This is a genomic window from Stenotrophomonas sp. 86156_Sma (genome assembly GCF_056481625.1).
This window is the reverse complement of record NZ_CM151157.1, coordinates 2,691,293-2,716,131: the sequence shown is the minus strand read 5'-3', so window position 1 is coordinate 2,716,131 and position 24,839 is coordinate 2,691,293. Positions and strand designations below refer to the sequence as shown.

Sequence of the window (24,839 nt, the reverse complement as noted above, 5' to 3'; positions counted from 1 at the left end):
AGATCATGCGGCGCGTGGATGAAACGCAGGCGTGCTAGGACATCGCGCTGCCTGTAGCGATGGTCAGGGGTTCGTCTTCAACACGTAGTCGCCCTTGCGTGTTCCCGGCAGCAGCGACCATCCCGGCTTCAGGCTCAGCGACCACCCCGGCCCCTCCAGTGGCGGTTCAGCACTTGCCGGGGCCTGCACGAATACGACCTTCCAGTCGCTCTGCAGCAACGCACCGTCGGTGACATCCAGGCTGCCCCAGATGTCGGACAGCCGCATTGCTGGATACACCATGCCTTGCCCTGGCAACGGCTGCATGGTGTTGGGATCGAACTGGATGCGCATGTTGCGCAGATCCAGGCGCACGACCGGGCCTGTCACGAAGCGCGCACGGTTGTGTTCCAGCTGCGCAAGGCGCTGCTGCTCGCGCAGCGTTTCGGCTTCGTGCAGCTCCGGCCCGTCATAGCGCGCGGCAGCCGCTCCCAGCGTGGTCGCGTCCAGCTGCAATGGGGCCTGCGTCACTTCGGCCAGACGCGTGCCGAGATCGCGAGCCTGGTGGGCGAGGTCGCCGCGCCAGCCAGGTGCCGCCTGGTCCAGCAGCAGGCCATAGGCCGGGCCGGTGGCATAGGCGAAAGAGCGGACGAAGCTGCGATCACCCACGTGTGCGCGAAGGTCATGCAGTGCCGCCTGGATACGTGTCGACGGCGTCGGATTGCCGACGAACACGCCGGTGTACTCGGCCAGGCCCTCGTTCAATTCCAGCGCCGCTTCTTCCTGCGCGGCCGCAGGGAACCGGCGGTAGCGCTCGGCGCGGAATGCGAGCGCGTCCGTCATCGCAGTGTGCTGCGCTACTGCATCGGTGGATTCAAGTGCGTCCGCAAGCGCGCGCCATTCCAGCTGCAGCCAGTAACGTCCTTCAAGCGTGTCGAGGTGTTCGTTTCCACCCTCCGCCGGCGCGATGATGGGCAGCGCCGGCTGCAGGCGATGGAACATTTCGTGAGCCAGCAGCGTACTGCGTCTGGACGCGTCCTGCGGCAATGGCCAGAGCAGCTGCGTCCAGCGTGTGCCGGACCAGTCCACGGCGGTGTTGGCGACGATCGCATCAGACGGAAGCTGGCCTGCGAACACATCGCCGCGCTGCTTCAGCGCACCATGTGCGTCTGCCTGCGAGGCGATGACCTGCCGGCTCTTTGGATCCACCAGCATCATCGGCCCGCACAGGGATTGACCCCACAATCGACCCCGGTCTCCGTTGCAGAGCTGTTCGGCGCGCCGGAAGACCTCGCGGGCCGCCGCATCGGAGAACGCCTGCTCGTTGGCCATCACGGTTCGTTGCGCACATAGCGCCAGTACAGCGAAGAGCAGGAAGCGTGACCTCATGACGTCCATTCATCCTTGGGGCCCAGCTCTCATAGCATCGATCCCATAGGCCGGCAATGCAGCAAACGTCATGTTGCGTCGCAAGGTGCCACCCACCATTCGCACTGGTACGGTCCAACCCGTTGCACCACCACCGACGGGGACAGACGACGATGCGCAAGGTATTGCTGCTGTTGATCCTGCTGACCGGACTGGCGCCCACCGCCTGGGCCGCTACGGTCAAGACCACCCACCGGACCATTCCCAGCTGGGATGGAACGCCTCTCGGGGCCTTCGTCATCGAACCGCAGGACGCGGGCAGCGGGCGCTATCCACTGCTGGTGATGCCCAGCAGCTGGGCGGTACCCAGCGTGGAGTATGTGGGGGTGGCGCAGTCGCTGGCGCGGCGCGGCTATGTGGTGATCAGCTACAGCTCGCGGGGTTTCTGGGAGTCCGGCGGCAGCATCGACATCGCAGGCCCAGCCACGGTCGAAGATGTCAGCGCCCTGATTGATTGGGCGCTGGACAACACCCGCGCCGATCCGGCCCGGATCGGCGTTTCGGGCATCTCCTACGGCGCAGGCACCAGCCTGCTGGCGGCGGCGCGCGATCCACGCATCAAGGCCGTGGCGGCGCTGAGTGGCTGGGCCGATCTGCAGGCCTCGCTGTACAGCAACGACACCCCCAGCGCGCAGGGCATCGCCTTGCTGGTGGCAGCCGGCCTGGCCACCGGCCGCCCGGGACCGGAACTGACGACCATCAATCGCAATGTACTGGTCGGCAACTACCAGGGCGCGGTGGATTCGCTGTTGCCGGTGGCGGCGCAGCGCAGCCCCGGGTCCAGCATCGATGAGATCAACGCCAACCAGCCAGCGGTGTTCCTCGCCAACGCCTTCAACGATAGCCTGTTCCCGCCGGGCCAGCTGGTCGATTTCTTCACCCGGTTGAAAGGCCCCAAGCAGTTGCAGTTGCGCCACGGCGATCATGCGCTCAACGAAGCCTTTGGCGCTCTGGGTGTTCCCAACGAGGTCTACGATTCGGTGGGCGACTGGTTCGACCATTACCTCAAGGGTGAAGCCAATGGCATCGACCGCCAGCCTGCAGTACAGCTGAAATCGCAGAAGGGCAGCTGGAGTACCTATCCGAACTGGCAGGCGACCAATGCCGGTGCTGTCAGCTATGCGCTGAGCGCACCCAAAGGACTTCTGCTGCCCACGGGCGGCCTGGTCGCGAGCGGCAGCAGCACCGGCTGGAGTTACCGGATCGGCAGCGGGCTGCTGACCGCCGCCAATTCCGGCGTGGCGATGGCCTCCGGTGCATTGCAGATGATCAACCTGCCGCCGGGTGCCTATGTGCCCTTCGTGGGCCGCAACGCCGCAGGTGTCTGGCAGGGGCCGATCCAGTGGAGTGCGCAGCGCCTGGATGGAACGCCGGAGGTACGCTTGACCGTCACGCCCAGCCGCGCCAACACCACGCTGTACGCCTACCTGTACGCCGAGGATGTGCTGGGCAACGGCCAGCTGATCAGCCACAAGCCCTATACGCTGCGTGGTGCCACGCCGGGGCAGGCGAAGACCATCGACCTGCGGTTGGAAGCCAGCAGCTGGAACCTTCCGGCCGGCAGCCGCCTGACCCTGGTGGTGGACACCGTGGACCTGCGGTACGCGGGCATCAGCCAGCTGGGTGGCACGGTGACCTTCAGTTCGCCGGCCAATGCGCCTTCGGTGTTGAAGGTGCCGCTGCATTGATGGAAGGCCGCGCCCGTTGCGGCGGGCGCGGTACGCCAGGCAGTAGAACTGCGAGACTGGCGTTTGTTCCGGGGAAGGGAGGAATCCATGGTCATTGCATGGCTGTTGCTCGGTGCAGTGCTTGCGGCACCTACCGCGCAAGGCGCGCCGATCGACTGGTCGGATACGCTGTTGAAGGATCTGGACGCTGCCGACGCCGCCATGCGCGGCAGCCATCCGGGCGCCGTGGACCTGCGCAATCCTGGTTTCGGCGCACAGCTGGACGATGCCCTGGCGCTTGCACGCTCGCGCGCCGAACGGGTCGCCAGCTACCCGGGCTACTGGTGGACGATGAAGGGCTATGCGGCCTCCTTCAACGATGGGCATGTCAGCCTCAACGCCCTTGCCGATGCTCCCGATCTTCCAACGCAGTGGCCGGGCTTCCTGACCGGCTTCGACGGCGATGCGCAGGTGGTCATGACCGTGGATGGTGGTCCGGGCCATCCGCCGCTGGGCGCGCAATTGCTGTCGTGTGACGGCATTGATGCGCAGACGCTGGCTGTACGCCGGGTGGGTGACTTCAGCGGTCGCTGGAACCTGCAGGCCAGCCGCATCCAGGGTGGTGGTGAAGTGCTGCTCGAACAGGGCAATCCATACGTGCCTGCATTGCGTACCTGCGTTTTCCAGGTGGGCGGACGCGAGACATCCTATGCACTGCGGTGGCAGCCGCTGCAGGCAGCACAGCGCAAGGAGCGCTTGGCTGATACCCGGCGCAGCTTCCGTCCCCCCAACGGCTGGCACGCGATGCCCGATGGCAGTTACTGGATCACCACCAGCAGCTTCAATGCCGACCCTGCGGAGCAGAACTTCAAGGAACTGACCGCGCTGCTTGAGCAGCTTGAACCGCAAGCCGAAGGGCTGCAGCAGGCACCGACGGTGGTGCTGGACGTGCGTGGCAACACTGGCGGTGCTTCGCAATGGAGCATCGAACTGGCGCGATTGATCTGGGGCCGGGCCGCTGTCGACGCGCTGCCCGACCGCAGCTGGGTAGAGTGGCGGACCTCGGAGGGCAACATCGCGCAGCTTCGCGGTTTCCTGCAGAAGCTGGAACAGGTGCCCGACGCGTCGCCCGAGCTGCGTCGCATGCTGGAATCGGTGACGGCAGGCATGGCGCAGGCTCGCGGCCGGGGTGAGGCTTTGTGGCGCGAGCCATCCGAGGCCAGCACAGATCCAGCATCCGCCGCAGGCCAGGCCGGACCTGTGCGCAAGGGCAGGGTCCTGGTTGTGGCCGATGCTTCCTGTGGCTCGGCCTGCCTGGATGCATTGGACCTCTGGAAGCGGCTGGGCGCGGTGCAGGTGGGCGTCGAGACCTCGGCCGACAGTCTGTACATGGACGTGCGGCCGGAGCGGTTGCCCAGCGGGCTGGCCAGGATCTCGGTGCCGATGAAGGTGTTCCGTGGGCGGGTACGTGGTTCGAATGAACCGCACGTGCCCGATCATCGCTATACGGGCGACATGCGCGACACCCGGGCGCTGGAAGCGTGGCTGCTGACGCTGTAGATGCGCGCAGGACCTCGTGCAGGGCTGAATTCCGCAGGAGAGGATCGCATGAGCATCCCGCCACCCAGCGCTGCCAGGCCGCCATCGCGGGCAGGAGCCTTCCGTCGTTGGATGCTGACACCCGGTGCATTGCTCGGCGTGGCGCTGCTGATGTACATGGTCGGCGTACGTGTGCCGCTGGCCAGGCTGCGCGGCCTGTAGGGCGGAGCGAGATCAGCGCCGGACGTCGAACTGGTCACTCTCCAGCAGCGCCCAGACATCGGCCTCGCGCACGGGACTGAAGTCTCCGGGAATGGAGTGCTTCAGCGCACCTGCCGCCAGACCGAAGCGCACGGTGCTCTCTGCATCGAACCCGGACGCCAGCCCGTGCAGGATGCCTGCCGCGAACGCATCGCCGCCGCCGATGCGATCAACGATACCGGGCAATGGCCGCGAGGGGGCCTGCGCACGGGTACCGTCGCGTCCCAACAGCAGCGCGCCCAGGATGTGACGGTCTGCACTCACCACGTCGCGCTGGGTGCAGGCCAGCCACTGCAGGTGCGGGAGCGCCGCGAACGCGGCCGCTGCAGCCGCCTCGGTCCGCGCGATGGGGCTGTCCTCGGCGAAGCGCAGTCCCAGCACCAGTTCGATATCGCGATGGTCGGCAAAGACGATATCCGCCTCTGCGAACAGTTCCCGCAGGATGGCGGCGGCGTTGCCGCCCCAACGCTGCCAGAGCGAAGGTCGGTAGTTGCCGTCGAAGGACACACGCACGCCTGACCTGCGTGCGGCCCGTGCAGCGCTCAAGACGGATTCGGCCACATTGGCACCCAGTGCCGGACTGACGCCGGAGAGGTGCAGCCACTGCGCATCACGCAACAGCGTTGGCCAATCATGGTCGGCAAGTGCAGTGTTGGCGAATGCCGAACCTGCCCGGTCATACACCACTTCACTGGCGCGCTGCAGCGCGCCGGTGGCCAGGAAATACAGGCCCATGCGGTCTCGGTCGACTTCACGCACACCTGCCACGCCCACACCATGCCGCCGCAGCTCGGCCACGGCATGCCGGCCCAGCGCGTTGCCGGGCACCGTACTGACCATCTGCACATCGTGGCCGAAACAGGCCAGTGAGACCGCCACATTGGCCTCGGCGCCCCCCACGTGGACCTGCAGCTGCGGTGTCTGCAGCAGCAGTTCACGACCGGGTGCGCCCAGGCGCAGCAGCAGTTCACCGAAACAAACGACGCGGCTCATCGGTTCTCTCTCATTCGGTGGGGGTGCAGCCCAGCATGCGCAGATCGATGGCATCGGCCATGCGCCGGTAGCCTTCGTCATTGGGGTGCAGGTGGTCGCGGGTGATGTCGTTGGGCAACGATTCCACGGCCTTCGGGTCACGCAGCGCGGCATCGAAATCGATGATGCCATCGAACCCGGTCTTCCCACCGCGTGCCCACTGGTTGATCGAGGTGCGGGTCGCTGCGGACACGGGCTCGTAGCGCTCGGAACCACCGAATGGGGTCAACGTACCCAGCCAGGCGCGGATGCCGTGCGCATGCAGTCGCGCTGCAACCTGCTGATAGCCCAGCAGCATGTCCGCCGCACTGCGTCCAGGCAGCGGCTGCGTGCCACCACCGTGGCGGATGTCATTGATGCCCTCGAACAGGATGACCTGATCGGCATCGGCCACCGCAATCACATCGCGATCCAATCGTGACAGGGCGCTGTGGCTGCGGCCATGGTCGAGCAGCTTGTTGCCGCTGATGCCCTGGTTGAGCACCACGAACCGGTTCGGGCAGGCCTGCTGCAGGCGCTGCGCCAATCGCTCCGGCCACTGGTTGAAGGTGCCGCGACGGGCAGTGGCACCTTCCGTGATGGAATCGCCGATTGCCACGATCACCTGGGGACGATCAGCGCGCTGCACCATCACGGCCGAGAACACGTTCTGCTGGTAGCTCAGCCGCACGCTGTCGGCAACCGATGTCTGCCTGCCGTCCGCTACCCGCACTTCGGTGCGGCGCACGGCGGGACGGGTAGGCTGCGGGAAGTAGGCCGTCACGCTGATCTCCTGCAGCGGCGTCACCGGCATCGGTACCGGGTCGCTCAGCAGCGCGGCACCCACCGGCACCTCGATGACCGCGCGGCCATCCACCGTTACCGGCAGAGGGGCGGACGTGCCGTTTTTCACTCCTGCGCGCAGGTCCTCGACCCGTAACGGCGCCGTGCCGAGTTCGTTGCTGATGCGCAGCCGCAACGCATCGCCACGGCTGCCGATGCGCATGTCCTGGCGCACGGTCTGCGCGGCGACCTGTACGGGGGCCTCGGCGGTGCCATCCTTGCGGTCCGGTGCCGGCGAGGCGGTCCACGCGGTGACCCAGACCGGTGCGGCCAACGCGCCAGGCGCGGCCGCGGCGGAACAGATCGTCAATGAAAGCAGGAGCGTCCAGCGCTGCATGGTCAGGATTCCAGTCAGGAGAAGTAGGTGCCGCCGTTGACGTCCAGATTCGCACCGGTGATGAACGCCGCCGCATCCGAGGCCAGGAATACGGCAGCGTCGGCGGCTTCGTCCGGTGCCCCTTGGCGGCGCAGCGGGGTAGCGCCAGCAACGGCCGTGCGTACTTCCGGCTTGGTGAACTCGTCATGGAAACGGGTGGCGATCATGCCGCAGCACAGTGCATTCACGCGGATGCCCTTCGGCCCCAGCTCCTTGGCCATGGCACGGGTGAAGGTCATCACTGCCGCCTTGGCGGTGGCGTAGATCGATGCCCCCGGGCCGCCGCCATCACGACCTGCCTGCGAGGCGAAGTTGACGATGGCCGCGCCGTCACGCATGTGCGGCACCACCGCGTGCGTGGTCAGGTAGGTCGAGGTCAGATTCAGGTCCATCACGGCGTGGAAGAACGCCGGGTCGATGTCAGCCAGCGGCCGACGCTGCACCATGCCACCGGCCACGTTCACCAGCAGGTCGATACGCTCGCCGAACGCGGCCTGTACCGCAGCGACCAGGCCGGCCACGGCGGCGGCATCGGTGACGTCGGCGCGATGCACGATGGCCTGGCCACCGGCCGCCTGGATCTGTGCCAGCGTTTCCTGGGCACTGGCTTCATCATGGGCGTAGTTGATGCAGACGCGTGCACCGGCGGCAGCCAGTTTGATCGAAACCGCGCGGCCGATATCGCGGCCACCACCGGTGACAATGGCCACCTTGTCCTGGAACGACATGCGGAAAACTCCTTGGTTTGCGGGGGAATGGATGTACTTGGAAAAGGAGACCCAGGCTCAGCCGCCGCGACGGTCGAGCTTCTGGATAGGTCCGGTCCACCACCACAGCGCAGCCAGCGACAGCGGCACCAGCGCGGCAACGAGGATGAAGATCGGGGCGTAGGAGTGGCGGGTCAGCACCGGCACCAGCCAGGTGGTGATCAAGGTGCCGGCGACCGCCGCCAGGCCACCCAGGCCTGCCAGCGTGCCCACCGAACGGCCGTCGAACAGGTCGCCGGGCAGGGTCTGGATGTTGCCGATGGCTACCTGGAAGCCGAACAGCACCGCAGCGATCGCCAGCACCGCCAGCAGCGGCTGGTTGGCCAGCACAGCACCCAGCAGGGCAGGCGCCATGATCACGCACCCCAGGGTGATGGCCAGCTTACGGGCGCGGTCCACGCTGTGTCCGGCGCGGATCATGCGACCCGACAGCCAGCCGCCACTGAGGCTGCCCAGCATCGCGCCGACGAAGGGTACCCAGGCGAACAGGCCGATCTGCTTGATGTCGAAGCCGAAAGTTTCAGCGAGATAGATCGGCAGCCAGGACACGAACAGCCACCAGATGGGATCCAGCAGGAAGCGGCAGGCGAGCATGCCCCAGCTCTGGCGATGGGCCAGCAGCTCGCGCACGCTGGCTTTGGGCGCCGCCTCTGTCTGCTGCCCGGCCTGGTCTTGCTGGATCAGCCGGCGCTCGGCATCGCTCACCCACGGATGCTTGTCCGGCCCGGCGCGGTAGACAAACAGCCACGGCAGCAGCCACAGGAAGCCGATCGCACCGACCAGCACGAAGGTGCCGCGCCAGCCCAGCCACAGGTACAGGCCTGCGATGGCGGGTGCGGAGACGATCGCGCCGATCGACGCACCCGCGTTGAACACGCCCTGCGCCAACGCGCGTTCGCGCGCAGGGAACCACTCGGCATTGGCCTTGACCGCGCCGGGCCACGCACCCGCTTCGCTGATGCCGAGCATCGCCCTTACCAGGCTGAAGGAAAGCATCGAATGGGTGATCGAGTGCAGCGCGATCGAGATCGACCACACGCTGATCGACAGGGCGAACCCCAGGCGCGTGCCGATCATGTCGAACAGGCGCCCGAACAGGAACTGGCCGGCGGCGTAGAACAGCATGAACACCGTTACCAGCAGGGCATAGTCGTCCTTGGTCGCGCCTACTTCCCTGGCGATTTCCGGCCACATCACCGCCAGTGCATTGCGGTCGATGTAGTTGATGACCGTAGCGACGGCGATCAGGCCCACGATCAACCAGCGCACTGCTGAACGCACCGGCACCTTGCGCAGGTTGGCCACCACGGCAGGGCCGTTCATTTTCCGTCACCCTTGCTGCGGTCCATGCGCGCATGGCTGCCGCTCCAGCGGTAAGCATGGCCGTCCACGGTCACGCTGTGCTCGCCCTTGGCGCTGCTGTCGTCGGCCACGCCGAGGGCGATGCGTGCACCGCTGGCCAGGCGCAGTTCGATCACCTCTGCATCGCTGCCCCGGCTGCGCACGATGTCCTTGATGCGGCTGTCCGCGCCGTGCACGTACTCGGCGGTGCCGTTGTACTCGCCATGCGGCTCCAGCACACTGAAGAAGGTCACGTCCTTCTGGCCTTCCACGCGCTGCAGCAGGGCCGGTTCACGGCGCAGGTTGAACTCGGGATCGTTGGCACCACTTTCCACCAGCAGCGCCTGTGCCGGCGCACTGCTGCCGAAGCGGTAGGTGTAGAAGCGCCCATCCAGCAGCCACGCCAGCGAACGCGATTCGCTGCCGGGCGTGCTGCGTGCATCCAGCCACAGGTGCTGGTAGCCGTTGTCCTTGCCCAGCACCGGGCGCTGGGTGGGGAAGTGTTCTGCCTCGAAGCCGGTGGTGACGATGTGGCCGTTGAAGTGCAGCGGCAGGTCGTAGCGCGCGGCCTTGTCGCCGTGCACCTGCAGCAGGTCCAGCACCACCGGCAGGCCCAGGTCGGGGTGGCGCAGCAGCGCCTGGGTGCGGGTGAACACCACGCCGGGGTAGGCATCGCGCATGGTCGCCGAGGCAACCTGGGTATCGGCATCGGCCTGGAAGAAGCGCACCTGCGGGGCATGCGCCTCGCCGCGCTTCCAGTCGCCCTTGAAGTGGCTCTGTTCGTCCACCACCAGGGTGTTGTGGGCCACGGTCTGTTTGGCCCAGCTGCGGTTCTCGGCCAGGTAGATGCCACCCCGCTTGGCTTCCACGTTGAGGAAGCGGGCAGCGCCGTAGTCAGTCACCACCGGATTGCCGTTGTCGTAGAACAGCCAGTTGAGTTTGTCGAAGTGGCCATGGCCCATGCCCTGCATCGTGTCCTTCTGCACCAGCGTCTGGCCGCGTTCGCCGTTCATGCGCAGGATCGCCAGGCCACCGCGGTCGCCGTCCGGGCCATCGCGCAGCAGCATCGGACGGTAATCGAAGGGCTTGGCCTTGTTGGCGGCCAGTGCTTGCGCCACCTGTAGTCCCTCGGGGGACAACAGCAGGCGTTTCTGCTGCTGGGCCACCGACAACAGGCGGTCGTCAGCGGTGCGCGCATAGGCAATGCCGATACCGGCCACCAGTTCCTCGGTATCGATGCCCTTGTCCAGGATGGCATCGTTGATCGGGAAGAACAGGCCGTCATAGCTGGACTGCACCAGCACATCCACGGCCTTCAGCAGCACGCCGTCGCGGCGCGCGAAGATCCTGCGCTGCGGCTCGTTGCGTTCGATGGCGTTGGCGAACAGCAGGAACGGTGCCAGTGCGTAGCGCTGGTAGTACGGACCTTCCTCGTAATAGCCATCGGGCGAGAACAGCAGGTCGATCTGGCGAAGGAAGCCGAACTGATCGTTCTTCTGGCTGCCGCGCAACGATTTCTCCACCAGCTCAGGGTCGCGCAGCACGTAGCCGGTCATGCCAGTGGCGGCCACCGCCCAGGTGGCGTGGTTGTGGATCTGGTCGTAGTTCTTCGGCTCGCTGACGAGGAACTCAGCCATCGGCCGGAACACCTTCGATTCGATGGTGTCGCGGTCCTCGGCGGACAGCGCGTCGCGGATCGCGTCGTAGCCCTGGATGGCGTTGACCAGCCACACCGAATCGTTGAGCACCTGCCAGAACACGCGGCCTGGAATCTGTCCGCGGCCTTCGGGGTGCGGGCCCAGGGTGGGGTAGAGCCTGGCGTACTGCAGCAGTATGTCGCGCGCGTAGTCGACATAGACCTTGTCGCCGGTCAGCCGGTACAGGGTGCCGGCCGCCATCAGGGCCTGGTAGTTCCGCTTGTGCTGTTCATGGGTGCGGCCGCCGCCCTTGTCCTTCGGTACCGGCACGTCGATGCCGGCCTTCATCATCTTCTTCAGCGATTTTTCCGTGCGCGCCTGTTCCTTGGCGAACCACGGGTAGCGGCCGCCTTCGCTGGCCATCCGCTGCCACTGCGCTGCGGTCACCAGCACCGGCGCGGTGTCGGCCTGCCTCGCTGCGGCAGCGGGGGCTGCGAACAGCGGCGCGGCCGGCAGCAGGGCAAAGGGGGTGGCCAGGGCCAGGGAGACGAACAGCGGCTGCAACCTCATCGATCAACTCCATTGCGGGTGCGTGACAGGGCAACTTCGCCCACCTTGGGATACCAGTCGACGCCGGTCGCCTCGCGCGCGGTCATCGCCAGGGCAGGATCGGCGCCCACGGCGGGCAGGGCAGGCGCGGCCACCCACAATCCGCTGGCAGCCTGCAGCAGGCTGACGCCACGCCCCTCTACGCCGCCCGGGAATACGGTGTTGGCTGCCGGTGACTGCACGTTGCCACTGAAGTCGATGCCGGCCAGCGAACTGGCGGCATTCGGCGGGTTCCTGCTGGTGCGGTTGACGATCAGGTTGGCGCTGAAGCGGCTGTTGCTGGCGGCGACCACGATGCCCTTGGCCTCATCATGGCCGACGCCGAAACTGATCTTCGCCACGTCCACGAAGGTATTGCGGCTGATCGTGGCATTCACCACCGGCGCATAGCCGGACAGCGGCGGATCGGCCTGCGCGTCCATCACCGCCAGCGCGGAACGGTTGCTGGAGCCGGCCAGTCGTTCGAAGTAATTGTTGCTGACGGTCTGGTCGGCATTGATGATGCGCACGCCGCCGGTGCCGGTCTTGTCGTCGCCCAGGAACACGTTGTCGATCACCCGGTTGCCGTTGCCATGGCGTAGCGTGAGCGCGCCGGCCGAACGGTAGAACACGTTGCCGCGGTAGGTATTGCCGCCGGACTTGTTGCTGATGATCTCGGTCTCGCCGTCGCAGCCTTCGAACCAGTTGTTCTCCACCGTACTGTTGGAATCGCTCAACGAAGTGTCGCTGGTGCCGACGCGGAGGGTTTCGCCGCCGTTGACGCCCAGCGCCGGGCGCGGTCCGAACCAGTTGTGGTCGATGCGGTGCTGGTTGTCCAGGCCCTGGGTGGCATCGCGCACCACCACTACCGTGGGCCCGGCGTTGGTCTTGCCGCGCAGCTGGCTGTGATCCAACCGGTTGTTGCTGCCATACAGCGATACCCAGTAGTCCTGGTCGCTGGCATCGGGGTTGGTGTAGTCATCGATCACCAGGCCGGTCACCCGGCTGTGGCGGGCCACCGCCTTGCTGGATTCGCGGAACGCCACCACCGCATCACCCGGCGTATAGCCGTTGCGGAACACCAGGTTGGACACCTGCAGGTAGCTCCCCGCCAGGCGCAGGTCCGAACGTCCGCTGAGGACGACCTTGCCGGCGGTCTGCGCGCGCAACACGATCGGCGCGGCTGCCGTGCCGTGGCCTTTCAGCAGCAACCGCGCGTCGGTCCAGGTGCCGTCAGCCAACACGATCTCATCGCCGGGCTGCAGCGCCGAGGCGGCGGTAGTGAACTCAGCGACATCGTGGACGAGCCAGCTGGCTGCACTTGCCGCTGAAGTGGTCAGGCACATGGCCAGACCAGTGGTCAGGCAAAACAGTGATGGCTTGCGGAGCGGATGTCGAGCAAGCGGACGAATGCGCATGAAATCCTTCCAGAGACGGGCGGGCCGTCGTTTCAGGGTGGGTCTGCATACCACTTTCGAGTCCGTTGTAAGCCAGCTTTCGCGCAAAGTCATGCTGCATGAGCACATTAAATTGCGTTCAACTGGTATGGATCAAAGGCATTTGAACGTTCGCATACCAATTGGTTGACATTTTCATGTCGCCGTGCCGAAGCTGCGTCCCACGCCTGGCATGCAGGCGATCCTTTGGGAGGAGGAAACCATGCGGCGACCCGCCGGAGCAGTGCACAGCATCTCGTTGTCCCCCACACCCCTGATCGTGGCGCTGCTTGCCGTGCTGGCAGGCATGCCCGCGGCCCAGGCGCAGTCCAGCAAGGACGCGTCAGGGCAGGATCCCGCCACGCTGGACCAGGTGCGGGTCACCGGCATCCGCGAATCAATGCAGAGTTCGATCAACAAGAAGCGCGACGACACGGTCATCGCCGACGTGCTCTCGGCCGATGACATCGGCGACCTGCCGGCACCGTCGCTGGCTGATGCGATCGAGACCTTGACCGGCGCCGCCTCGACCCGCGACAAGACCGGCGCCTCGGAGATCTCCATCCGGGGCCTGGGCGCCTTCCTCAGCAGCACCAACTTCAATGGCCGCGAGATCACCAACGGCAGCGGCGACCGCTCGGTGAACTTCAACATGTTCCCGGCCGAGCTGATCAACACGGTGGCCATCTACAAGACCCAGCGCGCCGACATCGTCGAAGGCGGCGTGGCCGGCACCATCGGCCTGGAAACAGTGCGCCCACTGGAGTACGGCAAGCGTGCAGCGCAGCTGGACCTGCGCGGCAGCTGGGCGGAGTACGACAGCAAGTACCGTGACAAGGACGGCATCGGCTATCGCGGCACCGCCAGCTACATCGATCAGTTCGAGTTCGGCAACGGGCAGAAGCTTGGCATTTCGCTGGGCTTCCAGCGCCTGGATGGCACCGATCCGGAAGAGAGCATTACCAGCGGTTCCACCTGGTATGCCTGCGATGGCACGCAGAACGTGGGCAATGCCAACTGCAACGAAGTGTCCGCGCAGGCCATCGCCAACGGCGCGCCGTACTACCTGGTGCCGAGCAGCCGCATCTACCGGCTCAAGCAGGAGCGCAACGACCGGCAGAGCGAGTTCGCCGCACTGCAGTGGCGGCCAAATGATGTGGTTGAACTGAACCTCGATTTCGAGCACACCGAGCGCAACTGGTATGAGAACCGCAGCGATCTGAGCCTGTCCAACGCACGACGCGGCATCACCCAGCGCGAGGTTGACGAAGACGGTATCGTGCGCCACCTGCACGGCAGCACCTCGATTGATTCCACCTCCAACCGCTACTGGCGTGGCGAGGAATACACCGGGGGTGGCCTGAACCTGATCCTGCGCCCGACCCCGGCCTGGGAGCTGTCTACCGATCTTTCCTACTCGCACACCAATCGCCTCGACAGCGAGCGCATGACCCGTCTGCGCGCCAACCAGCGCGATGTCAACAATGCCGTCGTGCCCGGTATCAGCAGTGGTGCCACCGGCTACGTGGACTATGACTGGGACTGGCACGGCGAAGTGCCCAGTGTTGCCCTGGCGCCGAACTTCGACCCGAACAACTGGGACGCCTATACGGGGGCGGCGCGGGTGACCTCCAGCGCCACCGAGAATGACCACAGGATCAAGGCCGGCCGCTTCGATGCCAGCTTCATGCCGGAGTCCGGTTTCTTCACCCGCATCAAGGGCGGCGTGCGCGCCAGCCAGGCCGACTACCGCCTGCGCGACAACACCCTGGTAACCGACTACGACCAGCGCGTGGCGGCCGACAAAGCGAAGATCATCGCCGCCAACCAGGCCTGCCGTGCACCCTTCCCGCAGGATGACTTCATGGATGCCGCCAGCGGCAACACGATCTCCTCGTGGGCGTACTTCGATCCGAACTGCCTGTACCAGTCGTTCCGCGGCAGCCTCGACAGCGGGCTGGATCCGGGTTTCCAGGATCCGAACAATGTCGATATCACCGAGAAGACACGCGCGCTCTATCTGATGGGTGAGTTCAGCAGCACCCTGTTCGGCTTGCCGGTGACCGGCAACCTCGGACTGCGCTGGGTCAAGACCGATGTTCGTTCTGAAGGCGTGCGAACCGGGCTGCGCATCGAGGACAACGGTGACGGGACGATCCGCCTGCAACCCACCGGCGAGTACAGCACGCAGGTGTTCAAGGCGGGCAACGACAAGCTGCTGCCCAGCCTCAACGCGGCCTTCGAGCTGCGCCCGGACGTGTTGCTGCGGGTCGGTGCATATCGCGCGATGTCACGGCCGGACATTGCCGCGCTGGGTGCCGGGCGCACCATCAACGTGAGCAGTGATGGCACCTACGGCAACCTGGCCGACGCGCTGGATGACATCAGCGCCAGCGGCAACCCCGCCGCGCAGCCGCTGATGTCCTGGAACGGCGACCTTTCCCTGGAGTGGTACCCGAACCCGGACACGATGCTGGCCGGCGCGGTGTACTGGAAGCAGTTCAACGGCGGCACCGCCACTGCGTTGGTGCCTGAGACCTACACCATCGACGGCCAGAGCGTGACCGTGCCGGTGCGGCAGCAGGTAACCACCGACGAGAACAGCACGCTGACCGGCTTCGAGCTGACCGCTACCCATCGACTGTCGTACCTGCCCAAGCCGTTCGACGGGCTGGGTTTCAAGCTGAGCTACAACTATGCCGATGCCGACTATCAGACCCAGGACTCGCGACTGGGCGAGCAGCTGGCCAGCGATGGCACGATCATTCCGGCCATCGTGCCACCGGCTGGCCTGAGTGGTTTCTCGCGGCACGTGCTGTCCGGCTCGATCTACTGGGACGTCGGGCGCTTCAACATCCAGGCCATCGGCAAGTTCCGCTCGCACTACTACCAGGACTTCACCGGCAACACCGCGCAGCAGAACCGCTACTACGATGACAACACCAGCGTGGACCTGCGCCTGCGCTACCGGGTGAACAAGCAGTTGTCGCTGTCGCTGGAGCTGATGAACCTGACCAACGAGCCGCGCGTGGCCTACCAGCCGCTTTATGGGAACTTCCGCGAAGTGGTGACCTACGGGCGGCGTGCGTATTTCGGTGTACGATACAAGTTCTGAACAGGGCGGCGCGGCCAGTGGTCGCGCCGTCGCTCCAACCGGACCCTTGCCGGCCGCGGTGGCAGGGCAGGGACCCGGAAGGAATCGCCAAGGGTCAGCCGCATGTCCGCCAACCGCCTTTACCAGACCATCGCTGCCAAGCTCCGCAAGCTGATCGAGGACGGCGAATTTCCGCCGGGCTCGCGGCTGCCGGGCGAGCGTGAGCTGGCCGAACGGTTCGGTGTCAGCCGGGTCACCATCCGCGAAGCCGAGATCGCACTGGAAGCGCAGGGCTGGATCGCCATCCGCATCGGCTCGGGCGTGCATGTGAAACCGCGCCCGACGCAGGCGTCCGGCGGGCTGCCGGATGTCAGCGCCTTCGACCTCACCGCCGCCCGCGCGGTATTCGAGGCCGAGGCCGCCGCTCTGGCTGCCAGCAATCTGGATGATGCCGGCATTGCCGAGCTGCAGGCGTTGGCCGAAGCGCTGTGCCGTCGCGACCTGAGTGACGCGGAAGCCGGCGAGTACGACCGCCGTTTCCACCTGGCCATCGCGCGGCTTTCCGGCAACCCGGTGGTGGAATTCTTCGTGCAGCAGATCTGGCGCATGCGCAGCGAACTGCCGCGGGTGACCGAGGTCTATGCCCGGGTCTGCCATGATGATGGCGCCAGCCGTGCGGACGAGCACATGGCGATCTTCGAAGCCCTGCGCGCGCGTGATCCGGTGGCCGCGCGCAATGCGATGCGCCATCACTTCCAGCGCCTGTTCGAAGCGATGCTGCAGGCCACCGAAAGCCAGGCGCTGGAGGAGATCCGCCGCCGTACGCAGCAGGACCGCGAACGGTTCATGGCAACGACGCGGATCTGAGCGCCGCGTTCAACACAATCGGCGCTGCGACCTTCAGCAGGGCAGCTCGCGCTCGAAGCCTGATGGATATGAGAAATGGGCATGACTGCGCCGATGCCCAGCCTGTCCGCAATGCCTACACTGCCCGCGGGTCATAGACGGCCCGTTGAGAAAGCTGCATACACACAAGGAGCAGGGTATGAAGTTCTCGCTGTTGGGCGCGGCGCTGCCATTGGTGCTGGCACTGAGTGGAGTCCCCGGTGGAAGCGTCAATGCAGGACCGATCGCGGGCACCGCGACCGCCACTGTAGTTACGAAGGCCACGTACGCGCCGGATTCGCTGGAAGCCGGCTACATCGTCGATTGGATCAAACGGAATTCGCCCGCCTACGCGCCGGCGTTGCAGACGGGCGAACTGGCCATCTCGCACAGCTATCAGTCTGCTGGCAGCCTGAAGCCGGCCGGTGCGGCGGGCCCGCCTGTTCCATTGCCTGCACGCGGTGTGGAGGGCGAGGTCATCTCGATCTCCAATACCTTGCCGAGCGGTGCGTCCGAGTCGTGGACATACCGGTGGTCGAGTGGGGCGTGGAAGCTGATCAAGTACAGCTTTGATGCATGCCAGGGCCCGGCCAGCATCGGTGCGAAGGGATCCGGCACGGAGATCGCTGCGAAGGGACCTTGCATCGACTGAGGGTGACCGGTCCTGGCGGAACTGAACCAGGTCTGCTGCAGAGCAGTGGTGCCCCGGGAGATCATCGTCCCGGGGCGCCGCTCCATACCTTGGCGTGCCCTGCATCGTGTCCTTCGAGCATTGACCTCGGCGATCGGGCGGAGATCACCCACGGCCCGAGCCAGTCGCTGGGTCATGCAACCCACGCAGCTTCTTCTTGTTGATCTTGCCCACGCTGGTCCGCTCGATCGATTCCACGAAACTGACCCGTTCCGGAATCGCATACCGTGAGATGTCCCCTGAGCGGCTTCGCGCGGCGACCAGTTCGATGATCTCCGCTTCGGTCACCTCTCTGCCAGGCTGCCTGACCACCAGCGGCAACGGCCGCTCGCCCCATTTCGTGTCGGCGATGCCGATCACCGCGACTTCGCTGACCGCCGGATGCAGGGCGATGATGTCCTCCAGGGCGAGCGAGGAGATCCACTCACCGCCGGTCTTGATCACATCCTTGATCCGGTCGGTCACCCTCAGGTAGCCGTATTCATCGATGTTGCCGATGTCCCCGGTATGCAGATAGCCTCCTGCCCACAGTGCTGCAGATGCATCCGGATCGTGCAGGTAGCCCTGGGTGAGCCAGGGTGCGCGCACCACGACCTCTCCGGTGGCGATGCCGTCGTGGGCGACATCCTTCATGTCCGGATCGACGATGCGCAGGTCCACCAGCGGTACCGGTATGCCGGCCTTGGTGCGCAGCGACAGCACCTCATCGGCATCGGTCACGCTGTCCACGTCGATCTGGGCGATGGTGAGCAGAGGGCAGGTCTCGGACATGCCATAGCCGCCGAAGATGTCGATGCCCCGCGTCAGTGCACGCTGCGCCAGCGCACGCGGCAGGGCGGCACCGCCGATGATCACCTTCCAGCCCTCCAGGTCGGTCTGCGCCGCGTCCGGATGCTCCAGCAGCATGTGCAGGATGGTTGGCACGCAGTGCGAGAAGGTCACCTTCTCACGGGCGATCAATGCCAGCAGCGTCGCAGGCAGGTAGCGCCCCGGATAGACCTGCCTGATGCCCATCGCCGTAGCCACGTAGGGCAGGCCCCACGCGTGCACATGGAACATCGGGGTGATGGGCATGTAGACATCGTCACGATGCAGGCGGCCTTGACGGGGTGCACCGCCAAGCGCGGCCATCGCCGCCAGCGAATGCAACACCAGCTGCCGGTGGCTGAAATACACGCCCTTGGGCAACCCGGTGGTTCCAGTGGTGTAGAACACCGTGGCACGGGCGTTCTCGTCGAAGTCCGGGAAGCGGACGATCGGCGTGGCATCGCGCAACCCCGCTTCGTACTCGGTGGTGAAGCCTGGCGGCAGCGGACCGCCTGCATCGTCCAGCAGGATGCGCGTGCGCAGGTCCGGCAGCTGCTCGTCGATGGCGTCCAGCAGCGGCAGGAACTCGCGGTTGGCCAGGATCACCCGCGCCCCGCTGTGGTTCAGCGTGTAGGCGATCTGCTCTGGGGCCAGGCGCACGTTCACCATCATCAGCACCGCACCGATCATCGGCACGGCGAAGTAGGCCTCCAGGTAGCGGTTGCTGTCCCAGTCCATCACCGCCACCGTGTCGCCGTGGCCGACTCCCAGCGAGGTCAACAGGCCGGCCAGCTGGCCGATGCGCGCCTGCAGGGTGCGGTAGTCGAATCGGACCTGGTCGCCGTAGACGATCTCCTGTTCAGGGCTCACCGCCAGCGGCATCAGCAGCAGCTGCTTGATCAGCAGTGGATAGGCATTGGCATCGGGAGTGGGGGCAGATGACATGGCATTTCCTCGTGGGCGGCGTTGCGGTCGCCGGCCTTCTCCGCACCACACTAGCAAGCCCTTCCTGCTGCACCAGCGTACCTAGGTACCTGTTCCCGCGCGCACCCGATTTGATAATCTCGCCAGGACATGCCCACCCTGCTCATCGCCGACGATCACCCTTTGTTCCGCGCGGCACTGCATCGCGCGGCGGAAGAGGCGGTCGCCGATCTGCAGATCAGCGAAGCTGATTCGCTGGACAGCGTGCTGGAGGTGATCGAGAACCAGTCGATCGATCTGATGCTGCTGGACCTGCACATGCCGGGCAACCACGGACTGGCCGGGCTGGCCACGATCCGTGCGTTGCAGCCGGGCCTGGCGATCATCATCGTCTCCGCCAACGAGGAGCCGCAGGTCATCCGGCGTGCCATCGACCTTGGCGCCGCGGGCTATCTGCCCAAGAGCTCGGGTTTGAACGAGCTGCAGTCCGCGCTGCAGTCCGTGCTGGAGGGCGAGCGCTGGATCCCGGCGCTGCTGCGCGAACCGGTGGCACGGGTGGCGACGTTCAGCAGGGATGCCGACCTGGCCGCACGCCTGGCCAGCCTGTCGGCACATCAGTACAAGGTGCTGGGCCTGGTGGCCGAGGGCCTGCTCAACAAGCAGATTGCCGACCGGCTGGGCGTACAGCTGCGCACGGTCAAGGCGCACATGACACGCATCATGGAGCGGCTGGGCGTGCGCAACCGCGCGCAGGCCATCCGCGTGTTGCACGAAATGGGATTGGCCGATCCGTCCCGGCAGATCGAAGAACTGCCTGAGCCCTGACCGGTCAGGGCGTGGTACTGGCCGCCAGCAGGTGGTTGATCGCCCAGCGCAGCGCCAACGGTTTGAACGGCTTGTTGAGCAGGGACAGCCCAGCGCCGCGCACCGCCTCGCGCGTATCGCTGCCGGCATCCGCACTGAGGATCACCGTCGGCCGCGGCCCATGCATGCCTACCAGCCGCTTCCATAGCGCAACACCGGTATCGCCATCATCCAGGTGATAGTCGAACAGCCACAGCGCCGCCTCGTGCGCTGACGGTCCGATGTCATCGGCTTGGCTTGCCGCGATGACATCGCAACCCCAGGAAAGCAGCAGCTGCCGCATCGCCTCCAATGCGTCCGGGTCGTTGTCGACCACCAGCACGCGGACTCCCTTGAGCGCGCTGCTGCCGGCTGCCGGCGGCGAGCTGCGCGGGGTCGCAGGGGGTGCTGCGCGTTGCACGCTGATCGAGAAGGCCGAGCCGTGCTCGGGCACGCTGCGCAGGTGCAGGGGTGCGTGCAGCAGGTCGGCGATGCGGTGTGCGATGGTCAAGCCCAGGCCCAGTCCCTGGCCGTTGCTGCGATCGACCCGGTGGAATTCCTCGAACACCACCGCCTGCTGCTCCGGAGCAATGCCGGGGCCGGTGTCATGCACACCGATCAGCAGTGCCTGTCCCTGGCGGCGCACACCGAGCAACACACCGCCATGGCGGGTGTAACGAATGGCATTGGCCAGGAAGTTCTGCAGCACCCGGCGCAGCAGCAGGGGGTCGCTATGGACCCAGGCCTGGCTCCGTACATGGCGGAACTGCAGGCCGCGCGCCGCCGCCAGTACCGCGAACTCCTGCGCGAGCGGATCCAGGACGGTCGACAGCGCGAAGGGGCGCGGATCGGCGACCAGTCCACCCGCCTCAAGACGGGAGATATCCAGCAGCCCGGACAGCAGGTCGTCGGTGGAGTCCAGCGCACCACGGATCTGGCGCAGGAAACTGTCGAGGAACTCCGATTCGATGTGCTGCGACATCGCATCGGTCAGCAGCTGAGCCGCATGCAGTGGCTGGATCAGGTCGTGGCCGACCGCCGTCAGGAAGCGTGTCTTGGCAACGTTCGCGCGCTCGGCTTCGTGCACTGCCTGTTCCAGCCGTGCGGTGCGGTCCTGTACGCGGCGCTCCAGGGTTTCATTGCTGCGCTTGAGCGCTTCCTCGGCGCGGCGGAAGGCGGTGACGTCGGTGAAGGTGGCCACGTAGCCACCGCCGGGCATTGGATTGCCACGGATCTCGACGATGGTGTTGTCGGGGAAGATCCGTTCGGACAGATGCGGCGTGCCACGCCGCATGTGTGCGGCGCGACGCTGCAGGGCCTTGTCGCGAGAGTCACCAGGGCCGTCGCCGATCTTCAGTTCGGCCAGCGCCCACGCTGTCAGATTGACCACCGGCTGCCCGACCTGCAGCAACTCGGGCGGAAACTTGAACAACGCGGCGTAGCGGCTGTTCCAGGCCACCAGCTGCAGCTGCGCGTCGACCACGCTGATGCCCTGGCTCATGTTTTCCAGCGCCGCTTCCAGCAGGCGCTGGTTGAAGCGCAGCGCCTGGGTGGCTTCGCCTACAGCACGGGTTACCGCATCCAAGGGCGCGGCACCGCCATCGCGAGCGGCCTCCACCAGCAGGCGCGCCATGCCCGCGCCGACCACGGCGCTCAGTTCGCGTTCGATGGTGATGACCCGGTCGTCGTCCAGCAGCTGCCCGGCATGCCCATCCATCAGTTGCCGGGCCCGCTCCTGGCCGAGGAAGCGTCCGGCCGTCCTGCGCAGCGAGGCTGCCGCCACCGCATCCCGTCGTCGCGGCAACGAGGGACGCACCGCGCGCGACACCAGCGCAACCGTCAGCAGGTTGACCGCCAGACTGGCGCCCATGCTGATGGCGATATGGCCCGATTGCAGGCGCAGCGAGACCACGGACAGCCAGTGCAGGTCATCGGGCCCCGAGGCGGGGGGCGTGGCAGGGATCACCATCGGCAGCAGCACCAGCCACAACCAGGCCAACGACCCCAGCACGATGCCGGCGATGATGGCCGGAGAGGGCGTGCGCGGGCGATACACCGCCAGCAGGACCGCCGGCGCCAGCTGCGAGAGGGCGGTGAAGGACATCAGGCCGAAATCGCTGAGTGCCTCGGTGTCGCTCATCGCCCGGCTGTACAGCCACGACATCAGGAACACGGCGAGGATGCCGGCACGGCGGAAGGCCAGCACGCGTGGACGCAGGTCGGCCGCCGTGGCACCGCCGGCTATGCCGTCCAGCAACCGTGAGCCGAAGCCATGGTTGCCGAGCATGATCGACAGGGTCAGCCCCGAAAGAATCATCATGCCGGTGGCGGCGCTCAGGCTGCCCAGATAGGCCAGCAAGGCCAGCAGGTGGTGGCCACCGGCCTGCGGCAGCGCCAGCACGTACAGGTCAGGCGACACCGATGCGGGCAGCTGCGCGGCACCGGCCAGCGCCATCGGCACCGACGGCAGCCCGATCAGCAGCAGGTAGACCGGGAACAACCAGCGTGCCGTCCTCAGGTCCGAGGTCTGACGCAGCTCGACCACGCCGACATGGAACTGGTGCGGCAGGGTGAACGCGGAGATCGCGCCCAGCGCGACCATGGTCAGATAGTCCGGCATGATGGCCGGTGGCGGCAGCTGCGCCATCTTTTCCAGCAGCGGCGTGCCCGCCTGGCGCACCGACAGCGCCGCATAGAGGCCAATGGCGAGCAGCGCCACCAGCTTCAATACCGACTCCAGCCCCAGTGCGACCACGATGCCACGGTTGGGCTCGGTGGCCGATGCCTTGCGTGCACCGAACAGCAGGGTGAACGCGGCCATCGTCAGGGCGAACCAGAACGACATGTCCAGCTGCGCGGCAGCAGGCGCGAAACGATCGCCCAGCAAGGCGCCCAGGCCCTGACTGACGGCTTTCAGCTGCAGGGCGATGTAGGGAATGATGCCGAACAGTGCCACCAGGGTGATGGTGAAGCCGAGGCCGCGATCGGCACGCAGTCGTGCGACGACCAGATCAGCGATGGTGGCACTGTTGTGCTGCTTGGCCAGCCGCCCCAGGCGGAGGAGGAAGGGCAGGCCGAACGCAAAGATCAACGCCATGCCGGCCAGGGTGGGTGGAATGGGGAAGCCCCATTGCACCCCCTGCGAGGCCGCGCCGTAGTAGGTCCACGCGGTGCAGTGCACGGCCAGCGACAGCGCATAGATGAGCGGCCATGCCTTCGAAAGCCGGTGCCCCCGGCGCTCACCCCACAGCGCCACGCCAAACAGCAGTGCGGTCCATGCAATGCAGGCGAAGAGGACGATGGAGGGCGTCAACATCGCTCCAGTGTAGGGAGAGAACCGGGCAGGGTGGTGCTAGGGAGCGACCACGATCAGTGACAGCTGCTCAGCGACCAGTGCCAGCTCGCCATCGGCAACCCGCTCGACGGCCTTGCGCTGGGTCAGCAGCCACTGGCCCGGCTGGCGCGCGTCCAGTGACAGCATCTGCGAGCGTACCCGCACCCCGGACCCGCTGGGTACCGGCGCCAGGAAGCGGACCTTGTTGAGGCCGTAGTTGAGCACATGGGCGATGCCGGGGAAGCCGGCGAGGGCGGCCACATCGTCCTGAACGGTGAGCGAGAGCAGCAGGAAACCGTGCGCGATGGTCTGCCCGCCCGGCAGCTGCGTCTGCGCACGGCCTGGATCGACGTGGATCCAGTTGTGGTCGCCGGTGGCGTCGGCAAAGGCATCGATGCGCGCCTGGTCCACGTGGGTCACGCCACTCACCCGCTCGCTGGCGGCCCACTGCTGCAACGCCTGCAGCGCGGGAGGCAGGTTGCTGTCTGCACTCACGCCACACGCTCCAGCAAGGTCAGGATCGCGTCACGTGCCTCTGGCTCGGACAGCATCGGAGCATGTCCCACATCCGGCACTTCCACCAGGCGGGCACTTTCCGAGGTGGCCGCCATCTGCCGCGCGACATCGGCCGGCAGGATGTCGGACAGCGCACCGCGCACCACCAGTACCGGCACCCGTGCGGTCAGCCCACGAACCGCACGCCACAGCACCGGCCGCAGCAACCACAGCAGCCACGGACGTGTCGTTCGGATCACGGCCGGATCGTAATCCAGCTCCAGCAGCCCATCGCTGCGCGGGCGGAAGGTGCGCACCGCCATCTGCCGCCAGTCGTCGGTACTGAAGCGAGGGAACGCGGCCTTGCCGATGGATTCCACGTAAGCGGTGGCCTGCACCAGGTCCATCGGCGGCACCGGCTTGCCGGCGTACTTGCCGATCCGTGCCAGCGCCTCACGCGGCACCTTGGGGCCGGCATCGTTGAGCACCGCGCCCGCGATCCGCTCGGGCGCGCGCGAGGCAAGGGTGATGGTCACCAGCACGCCCAGCGAGGTGCCGACGAATACCGCCTTGGCGATGTTCTGCGAGCGCAGCAGCGCAACCATGTCATCCGCATAGGCACGCGGGTTGTAGCTGGACGGGTCATATGCGCGTTCCGAGCCTGCGCGACCGCGCAGGTCGACCGCGATCACGCGCCAGCCCTCGGCGGTGAGCACATCGGCAAGCGCATCGAAATCGGCGCCATTGCGGGTCAGCCCGGGAATGCAGACCACCGTGCCACGCGCTGCCTGCCCCGCATCGGGTGCATGGTCGCGCGCGTGCAGGCGCAACCCATCATTGCTGTTCCAGTACAGGTCGTCGTAAGACTGCGTCATGCAGAAGCTTCCTGGAGA

18 protein-coding genes are annotated in these 24,839 nt (G+C 66.3%); 7 read left to right on the top strand and 11 right to left on the bottom strand.

The features are described from left to right. Positions 1-63: 63 nt before the first annotated feature. On the bottom strand, positions 64-1,368 hold the full coding sequence (locus tag ACZK33_RS12610; protein WP_423173990.1) for a hypothetical protein: 1,305 nt from the start codon (positions 1,366-1,368) through the stop codon (positions 64-66). A 152-nt stretch (positions 1,369-1,520) separates the two neighbouring features. Between ACZK33_RS12610 and ACZK33_RS12605 the strand changes: the two genes are divergently transcribed. The 3 genes from ACZK33_RS12605 (at position 1,521) to ACZK33_RS12595 (ending at position 4,835) form a co-directional block, all read left to right on the top strand. Further along, positions 1,521-3,095, top strand: a complete 1,575-nt coding sequence (locus tag ACZK33_RS12605) for a S15 peptidase family protein (RefSeq protein ID WP_121503340.1) — start codon at positions 1,521-1,523, stop codon at positions 3,093-3,095. An 87-nt stretch (positions 3,096-3,182) separates the two neighbouring features. Beyond that, positions 3,183-4,634 (top strand): S41 family peptidase, encoded by a 1,452-nt coding sequence (locus ACZK33_RS12600; RefSeq protein ID WP_423173989.1) that lies wholly within the window; start codon positions 3,183-3,185, stop codon positions 4,632-4,634. A 48-nt stretch (positions 4,635-4,682) separates the two neighbouring features. Then, positions 4,683-4,835, top strand: a complete 153-nt coding sequence (locus ACZK33_RS12595; protein ID WP_423173988.1) for a hypothetical protein — start codon at positions 4,683-4,685, stop codon at positions 4,833-4,835. 12 nt (positions 4,836-4,847) lie between these two features. Here ACZK33_RS12595 and ACZK33_RS12590 read toward each other — a convergent pair whose 3' ends face one another. From ACZK33_RS12590 to ACZK33_RS12565, 6 genes are read right to left on the bottom strand one after another with little or no spacing between them, the layout of a single operon-like run. Then, positions 4,848-5,867, bottom strand: a complete 1,020-nt coding sequence (locus tag ACZK33_RS12590; RefSeq protein WP_423173987.1) for a sugar kinase — start codon at positions 5,865-5,867, stop codon at positions 4,848-4,850. A gap of 10 nt (positions 5,868-5,877) precedes the next feature. Then, positions 5,878-7,065, bottom strand: coding sequence for a GDSL-type esterase/lipase family protein (locus ACZK33_RS12585; RefSeq protein WP_423173986.1), 1,188 nt, complete (start codon positions 7,063-7,065; stop codon positions 5,878-5,880). A 14-nt stretch (positions 7,066-7,079) separates the two neighbouring features. Beyond that, positions 7,080-7,832: an SDR family NAD(P)-dependent oxidoreductase gene (locus ACZK33_RS12580; protein WP_049461094.1), complete on the bottom strand. Its 753-nt coding sequence runs from the start codon at positions 7,830-7,832 to the stop codon at positions 7,080-7,082. 57 nt (positions 7,833-7,889) lie between these two features. Continuing rightward, positions 7,890-9,194, bottom strand: a complete 1,305-nt coding sequence (locus ACZK33_RS12575; RefSeq protein WP_049461096.1) for an MFS transporter — start codon at positions 9,192-9,194, stop codon at positions 7,890-7,892. After that, positions 9,191-11,419 (bottom strand): oligoalginate lyase, encoded by a 2,229-nt coding sequence (locus ACZK33_RS12570; RefSeq protein ID WP_423173985.1) that lies wholly within the window; start codon positions 11,417-11,419, stop codon positions 9,191-9,193. Before ACZK33_RS12570 ends, ACZK33_RS12575 begins: the two co-directional genes overlap by 4 nt. Then, a complete protein-coding gene (locus ACZK33_RS12565; protein WP_423173984.1) occupies positions 11,416-12,855 on the bottom strand; it encodes a polysaccharide lyase 6 family protein in 1,440 nt (479 codons plus the stop codon). Before ACZK33_RS12565 ends, ACZK33_RS12570 begins: the two co-directional genes overlap by 4 nt. Before the next feature lie 241 nt (positions 12,856-13,096). Here ACZK33_RS12565 and ACZK33_RS12560 point away from each other — a divergent pair, with 241 nt between their 5' ends. The 3 genes from ACZK33_RS12560 to ACZK33_RS12550 all read left to right on the top strand — a co-directional run bounded on the left by ACZK33_RS12560 (position 13,097) and on the right by ACZK33_RS12550 (position 17,504). Then, on the top strand, positions 13,097-15,988 hold the full coding sequence (locus ACZK33_RS12560; protein WP_478453399.1) for a TonB-dependent receptor: 2,892 nt from the start codon (positions 13,097-13,099) through the stop codon (positions 15,986-15,988). A 102-nt stretch (positions 15,989-16,090) separates the two neighbouring features. Continuing rightward, positions 16,091-16,834, top strand: a complete 744-nt coding sequence (locus ACZK33_RS12555; RefSeq protein WP_032127248.1) for a FadR/GntR family transcriptional regulator — start codon at positions 16,091-16,093, stop codon at positions 16,832-16,834. 178 nt (positions 16,835-17,012) lie between these two features. Next, positions 17,013-17,504, top strand: coding sequence for a hypothetical protein (locus ACZK33_RS12550; protein WP_423173982.1), 492 nt, complete (start codon positions 17,013-17,015; stop codon positions 17,502-17,504). A 144-nt stretch (positions 17,505-17,648) separates the two neighbouring features. On the opposite strand, the gene ACZK33_RS12545 is transcribed toward ACZK33_RS12550, so the two are convergent. Beyond that, positions 17,649-19,295: a fatty acid--CoA ligase gene (locus ACZK33_RS12545; protein WP_423173691.1), complete on the bottom strand. Its 1,647-nt coding sequence runs from the start codon at positions 19,293-19,295 to the stop codon at positions 17,649-17,651. A 129-nt stretch (positions 19,296-19,424) separates the two neighbouring features. Here ACZK33_RS12545 and ACZK33_RS12540 point away from each other — a divergent pair, with 129 nt between their 5' ends. Then, positions 19,425-20,099, top strand: a complete 675-nt coding sequence (locus ACZK33_RS12540; RefSeq protein WP_032127250.1) for a response regulator transcription factor — start codon at positions 19,425-19,427, stop codon at positions 20,097-20,099. A gap of 4 nt (positions 20,100-20,103) precedes the next feature. On the opposite strand, the gene ACZK33_RS12535 is transcribed toward ACZK33_RS12540, so the two are convergent. Genes ACZK33_RS12535 through ACZK33_RS12525 form a run of 3 tightly spaced genes read right to left on the bottom strand, consistent with a single transcriptional unit; the run spans position 20,104 to position 24,821 of the window. Beyond that, positions 20,104-23,433: a hybrid sensor histidine kinase/response regulator gene (locus tag ACZK33_RS12535; RefSeq protein ID WP_423173981.1), complete on the bottom strand. Its 3,330-nt coding sequence runs from the start codon at positions 23,431-23,433 to the stop codon at positions 20,104-20,106. 36 nt (positions 23,434-23,469) lie between these two features. Further along, the gene (locus ACZK33_RS12530) at positions 23,470-23,946 is read right to left on the bottom strand and encodes a MaoC family dehydratase (RefSeq protein ID WP_423173980.1); all 477 of its coding nucleotides are present in this window, start codon (positions 23,944-23,946) and stop codon (positions 23,470-23,472) included. After that, positions 23,943-24,821 carry an alpha/beta fold hydrolase gene (locus tag ACZK33_RS12525; protein WP_049461116.1) on the bottom strand — a complete coding sequence of 293 codons (879 nt, stop codon included), beginning with the start codon at positions 24,819-24,821 and terminating at the stop codon, positions 23,943-23,945. Before ACZK33_RS12525 ends, ACZK33_RS12530 begins: the two co-directional genes overlap by 4 nt. Positions 24,822-24,839: the final 18 nt, after the last annotated feature.

What these genes read in the sequence shown, in the direction of transcription:
- ACZK33_RS12560 (WP_478453399.1), top strand. Translation starts at nt 13,097, where the DNA reads ATGCGGCGACCCGCCGGAGCAGTGCACAGCATCTCGTTGTCCCCCACA.
- ACZK33_RS12605 (WP_121503340.1), top strand. Translation starts at nt 1,521, where the DNA reads ATGCGCAAGGTATTGCTGCTGTTGATCCTGCTGACCGGACTGGCGCCC.
- ACZK33_RS12585 (WP_423173986.1), bottom strand. Translation starts at nt 7,065, where the DNA reads ATGCAGCGCTGGACGCTCCTGCTTTCATTGACGATCTGTTCCGCCGCG.
- ACZK33_RS12575 (WP_049461096.1), bottom strand. Translation starts at nt 9,194, where the DNA reads ATGAACGGCCCTGCCGTGGTGGCCAACCTGCGCAAGGTGCCGGTGCGT.
- ACZK33_RS12600 (WP_423173989.1), top strand. Translation starts at nt 3,183, where the DNA reads ATGGTCATTGCATGGCTGTTGCTCGGTGCAGTGCTTGCGGCACCTACC.
- ACZK33_RS12525 (WP_049461116.1), bottom strand. Translation starts at nt 24,821, where the DNA reads ATGACGCAGTCTTACGACGACCTGTACTGGAACAGCAATGATGGGTTG.
- ACZK33_RS12540 (WP_032127250.1), top strand. Translation starts at nt 19,425, where the DNA reads ATGCCCACCCTGCTCATCGCCGACGATCACCCTTTGTTCCGCGCGGCA.
- ACZK33_RS12610 (WP_423173990.1), bottom strand. Translation starts at nt 1,368, where the DNA reads ATGAGGTCACGCTTCCTGCTCTTCGCTGTACTGGCGCTATGTGCGCAA.
- ACZK33_RS12590 (WP_423173987.1), bottom strand. Translation starts at nt 5,867, where the DNA reads ATGAGCCGCGTCGTTTGTTTCGGTGAACTGCTGCTGCGCCTGGGCGCA.
- ACZK33_RS12545 (WP_423173691.1), bottom strand. Translation starts at nt 19,295, where the DNA reads ATGTCATCTGCCCCCACTCCCGATGCCAATGCCTATCCACTGCTGATC.
- ACZK33_RS12555 (WP_032127248.1), top strand. Translation starts at nt 16,091, where the DNA reads ATGTCCGCCAACCGCCTTTACCAGACCATCGCTGCCAAGCTCCGCAAG.
- ACZK33_RS12565 (WP_423173984.1), bottom strand. Translation starts at nt 12,855, where the DNA reads ATGCGCATTCGTCCGCTTGCTCGACATCCGCTCCGCAAGCCATCACTG.
- ACZK33_RS12580 (WP_049461094.1), bottom strand. Translation starts at nt 7,832, where the DNA reads ATGTCGTTCCAGGACAAGGTGGCCATTGTCACCGGTGGTGGCCGCGAT.
- ACZK33_RS12550 (WP_423173982.1), top strand. Translation starts at nt 17,013, where the DNA reads ATGAAGTTCTCGCTGTTGGGCGCGGCGCTGCCATTGGTGCTGGCACTG.
- ACZK33_RS12570 (WP_423173985.1), bottom strand. Translation starts at nt 11,419, where the DNA reads ATGAGGTTGCAGCCGCTGTTCGTCTCCCTGGCCCTGGCCACCCCCTTT.
- ACZK33_RS12535 (WP_423173981.1), bottom strand. Translation starts at nt 23,433, where the DNA reads ATGTTGACGCCCTCCATCGTCCTCTTCGCCTGCATTGCATGGACCGCA.
- ACZK33_RS12595 (WP_423173988.1), top strand. Translation starts at nt 4,683, where the DNA reads ATGAGCATCCCGCCACCCAGCGCTGCCAGGCCGCCATCGCGGGCAGGA.